The organism is Desulfurella sp. (assembly GCF_023256235.1).
Classification (GTDB): Bacteria; Campylobacterota_A; Desulfurellia; order Desulfurellales; family Desulfurellaceae; genus Desulfurella.
In genome coordinates, this window is record NZ_JAGDWY010000060.1 from 5738 (window position 1) to 10023 (window position 4286).

The following is a 4286-nucleotide window of genomic DNA, read 5'->3' on the forward strand; positions in this document are numbered from 1 at the left end:
GCTATGCGATCAGGATAAAATTGCTCTAAATCTGATATTTTTTCTCCAACGCCGATAAATTTTATAGGTTTTCCTACAATGCGTTTTATGGATAAAAGCGCACCACCCCTTGCGTCTGCATCCATTTTAGTGAATATAAGACCACTTATACCTACATCTTCGTCAAATTTTTTAGCAATATTAACGGCTTCCTGGCCTATCATGCTATCTACTACAAGCAAGACTTCGTTTGGCTTTATAGCTTCTTTCATTTCAACTAACTCTTGCATAAGTTGCGTGTCAACTTGAAGCCTTCCAGCTGTATCTACAATAACTATATCGCGACCGTTTGCTTTTGCATACTGTAAACTTTCAAGCGCGATGTCTTGCGGTTTTGTGTTTTCTTTTGAAAATACGGGTATATCAAGCTGTTTACCTAGCGTTTGTAATTGTTTTATGGCAGCCGGTCTGTAAATATCGCATGCAACAAGTAAAACTTGTCTGCCTTTGCTTTTAAGAAGCCTTGCAAGCTTTGCACAGGTGGTTGTTTTTCCACTTCCCTGTATACCAACAAGCATAACAACAAAAGGTTTGGAATTTATAATTAAATTGGAAGATTCATCGCCCAATATTTGAGTTAATTCTTTATGTATGATATCAACTATGGTTTGAAATGGTGTAAGATTTTTTTCGATTTGTTTGCCTATAAGTTTATCTTTAAGTTCTTGTTCAATATCTTTTACTACCTTGTAGTTTACATCAGCTTCAAGTAGCGCAAATTTTATATTTTTAAGAACTTCAAGCGCGTCTTGCTCAGTAATTAACGCTTGACCTTTGATTTTTTTTAGCGCATTTGCTAATTTTGCTTCCAGATCTTCAAACATAAAAACCTCGCCTATAATGTATTGATTTTTTTTGACAATGTCAACATAAAATTAAAAGTAAAAGCGGTTTTTTAAAAAAACAATATCTTGACTAAATGCTTATTTGCAATATAATTGTTGCAACAATTTATGCCGAAGTGGCGAAATTGGTATACGCGCTAGATTCAGGGTCTAGTGGAAGCAATTCCGTAGGGGTTCGAGTCCCCTCTTCGGCACCAAGCAAAAGGAGTGGGTATGAAAAATTCTTTTTATTTTACCTCAGAATCAGTAACTGAAGGACATCCGGATAAATTAGCTGACCAAATATCAGATGCGATTTTAGATGCCATTATTGAAAAGGATAAAAACTGCAGAGTAGCTTGCGAAACACTTTTAACAACTGGTTTGGTATTGTGTGCAGGTGAGATTACAACAGAAAGTTATGTGGAAATACCCGATGTTGTACGCGAAACGATTAAAGAAATAGGATACGTTAATGCTGATTACGGTTTGGATTACAAATCATGCGCTGTAATTACATCAATTCACAGGCAATCACCCGATATTGCAATTGGTGTAACAAAAAAAGGTGGCAGGGTAGGAGCAGGTGACCAGGGTATGATGTTTGGTTATGCATGCAACGAAACTGCGGATTTTATGCCATTAACATTGAGTTTGGCGCATAAATTATCAAAAAGATTAGCCGATGTTAGAAAACAAGGTATTTTGCCTTACTTAAGACCAGATGGCAAAACACAAGTTACTGTACGCTATGATGATGGTGTGCCAACAAAGGTTACAGCAGTTGTTGTTTCTGCTCAGCATGAGCCTTATGTAGAGCTTGAGCGATTTAGAAAAGACATTGTAGAAAGCGTTATAGAACATGTTATACCAAAAGAGTTATGGGATAAAGACATTAATTTTTATATAAATCCCACAGGAAGGTTTGTTATAGGTGGCCCACAAGGTGACACAGGCTTAACCGGAAGAAAAATTATTGTTGATACATACGGTGGCGCGGCGCCCCATGGAGGTGGTGCTTTTAGCGGCAAGGACCCAACAAAAGTTGACAGAAGTGCATCATATATGGCGCGCTATATTGCCAAAAATATAGTTGCAAGCAATATGGCTCAAAAATGCCTTGTGCAGCTTGCATACGCAATTGGCGTCGAAGAGCCAGTTAGCGTAATGGTGCAAACATACGGTACAAGTAAACTACCAGAATCTTTAATTCAAAAAGCAATTTTAGAAAACCTTGATCTGACTCCAAAGGGCATTATTGATACACTGGATTTATTGAGACCTATATATAAAAAAACTGCCAGTTATGGACATTTTGGCAGAAAAGAAAAGGAATTTAGCTGGGAAAAAACAGACTTGGTTGAAAAATTTAAAAAATATTTGTGAGGCAATAATGTTTGATGTTAAAGATTTATCATTAGCCGACAAAGGCAAACAGCGCATAGAGTGGGCACGCCAATCAATGCCTGTGCTTAGTTTGATACAAGAAGAGTTTTCCAAAACAAAGCCATTTGAAGGCTTGACAATAGGCGCATGTTTGCATGTTACAACAGAAACAGCAAACCTTATGATTGCACTAAAAGAAGGGGGCGCAAATGTTGCATTGTGTGCCTCAAATCCGCTTTCTACGCAAGATGATGTTGCAGCAAGCCTTGTGGTACACCACGATATACCAACTTTTGCCATAAAAGGTGAAGACAACAAAACCTATTATTCTCATATCAATGCTGTTTTGGATTACAAACCCAATATTACAATGGACGATGGTGCAGATTTGGTTTCAACCATTCATTCTACACGCAAAGATTTAGCTGCAAATATTTTGGGCTCAACTGAAGAGACCACAACCGGCGTCATTCGCTTAAAGAGCATGGAGCGTGATGGCGTATTGCTGTTTCCTGTTATTGCAGTAAATGATGCTGACACAAAGCATTTGTTTGATAACCGCTATGGTACAGGCCAGTCTACAATTGACGGCATTATTAGAGCCACAAATAGAATGATAGCGGGCAGTATATTTGTGGTAGCAGGATATGGTTGGTGTGGAAAAGGTTTGGCTGAGCGTGCTCGTGGTATGGGTGCAAATGTTATTGTGTGTGAGGTTGACCCAATAAAAGCGCTTGAAGCTGTAATGGATGGCTTTAGGGTTATGCCTATGATTGAGGCCGCAAAGATAGGGGATTTTTTTTGCACAGTAACTGGCGATATTAATGTGATAAGGCTTGAGCACTTTGAAGTAATGAAACAGGGTGCCATTGTTGCAAACTCTGGTCACTTTGATGTAGAACTTGATGTAAAAAGCTTAGAAGAAACTGCCATTGAAAAGCGTTACATAAGAGACTATGTGTGTGAATATACGTTGAAAAATACAAAAATTTATGTATTGGCTGCCGGCAGGCTTGTAAATTTATCTGCGGCAGAAGGCCACCCAAGTGCAGTTATGGATATGAGTTTTGCAAATCAAGCACTGAGCGCAAAATTTATTGTTGATAATAAAGGTATTTTAAATAAAAAAGTCTATAAAATACCAGCTGATATTGATAGTCGCATTGCTGCATTAAAGCTTAAATCAATGGGTATAAAGTATGATACGCTAACGCAGGAGCAGATTGAGTATCTAAAAAGCTGGTCTTTTGGCACTTAAAAAAGGAGGCACATTTTATGATAGATAAAATAAAAGAAGAGCTAAACAAGGTTTTTTATCCCGGCAAAACCAACAGCGTTATAAAAGAAGGTGTGATTGGGAATATTACGGTAGAAGACGGTGTTGTAAGTATTGAGCTTTTAATGAAAGAAGATAATCCAAATGTAATACAGTTATTGCAAAAAAGTATACCCAATGCTGTAGGAAAAATTGAAGGTGTAAAAGATGTAAATTTAATTATCAATTTGCCAAAACACGACGAAGAACCACCAAAACTACAAAATATACGCTACATACTTGCAACCACAAGTGGCAAAGGCGGTGTAGGTAAATCCACAGTAAGTGTTAATCTGGCAATTAGCTTATCTAAGTTTGGATATAAGGTAGGTTTACTTGATGCTGATATTTATGGACCAAATATCCCGCGCATGATGGGCATAGACGGCATACCTGTTGCACTAGATCCAAAAAATAAAGATAAAATCCTGCCCATTGTAAAATATGGCATAAAGATAATATCAATTGGCAGCATGATACCAAAAGATGCAGCTGTAATCTGGAGAGGTCCATTAATAAACCAGGTAATAAAACAGTTTTTAAACGATGTTACATGGGGTGAATTAGATTTTTTAATTGTTGATTTGCCTCCTGGTACAGGTGACGCCCAGCTTACACTTGCCCAAGAAGCAAAGGTAAGTGGCGGTATAATTGTAACTACGCCCCAAAATGTTGCTTTGGATGATGCTGCAAAAGCTTATGCTTTTTTTGTTAAACTGAAA

Annotated in this window: 4 protein-coding genes and 1 tRNA gene; 4 read left to right on the top strand and 1 reads right to left on the bottom strand. The window is 37.6% G+C overall.

The window, feature by feature from the left end; translation table 11 throughout:
- On the bottom strand, nucleotides 1-863 hold an 863-nt coding region (locus Q0C22_RS06215; RefSeq protein WP_291492852.1), incomplete at its 3' end, for a signal recognition particle protein.
- A 131-nt stretch (nucleotides 864-994) separates the two neighbouring features.
- Here Q0C22_RS06215 and Q0C22_RS06220 point away from each other — a divergent pair.
- From Q0C22_RS06220 to Q0C22_RS06235, 4 genes are all read left to right on the top strand, one after another.
- Nucleotides 995-1081: transfer RNA gene (locus Q0C22_RS06220), tRNA-Leu, on the top strand.
- A 16-nt stretch (nucleotides 1082-1097) separates the two neighbouring features.
- Nucleotides 1098-2249, top strand: coding sequence for a methionine adenosyltransferase (gene metK / locus Q0C22_RS06225; RefSeq protein ID WP_291492854.1), 1152 nt, complete (start codon nucleotides 1098-1100; stop codon nucleotides 2247-2249).
- 4 nt (nucleotides 2250-2253) lie between these two features.
- A complete protein-coding gene (gene ahcY, locus Q0C22_RS06230) occupies nucleotides 2254-3507 on the top strand; it encodes an adenosylhomocysteinase (protein ID WP_367172119.1) in 1254 nt (417 codons plus the stop codon).
- A gap of 17 nt (nucleotides 3508-3524) precedes the next feature.
- Nucleotides 3525-4286, top strand: a 762-nt coding sequence (locus Q0C22_RS06235; RefSeq protein WP_291492858.1) for a P-loop NTPase, incomplete at its 3' end; no start/stop codon positions are given.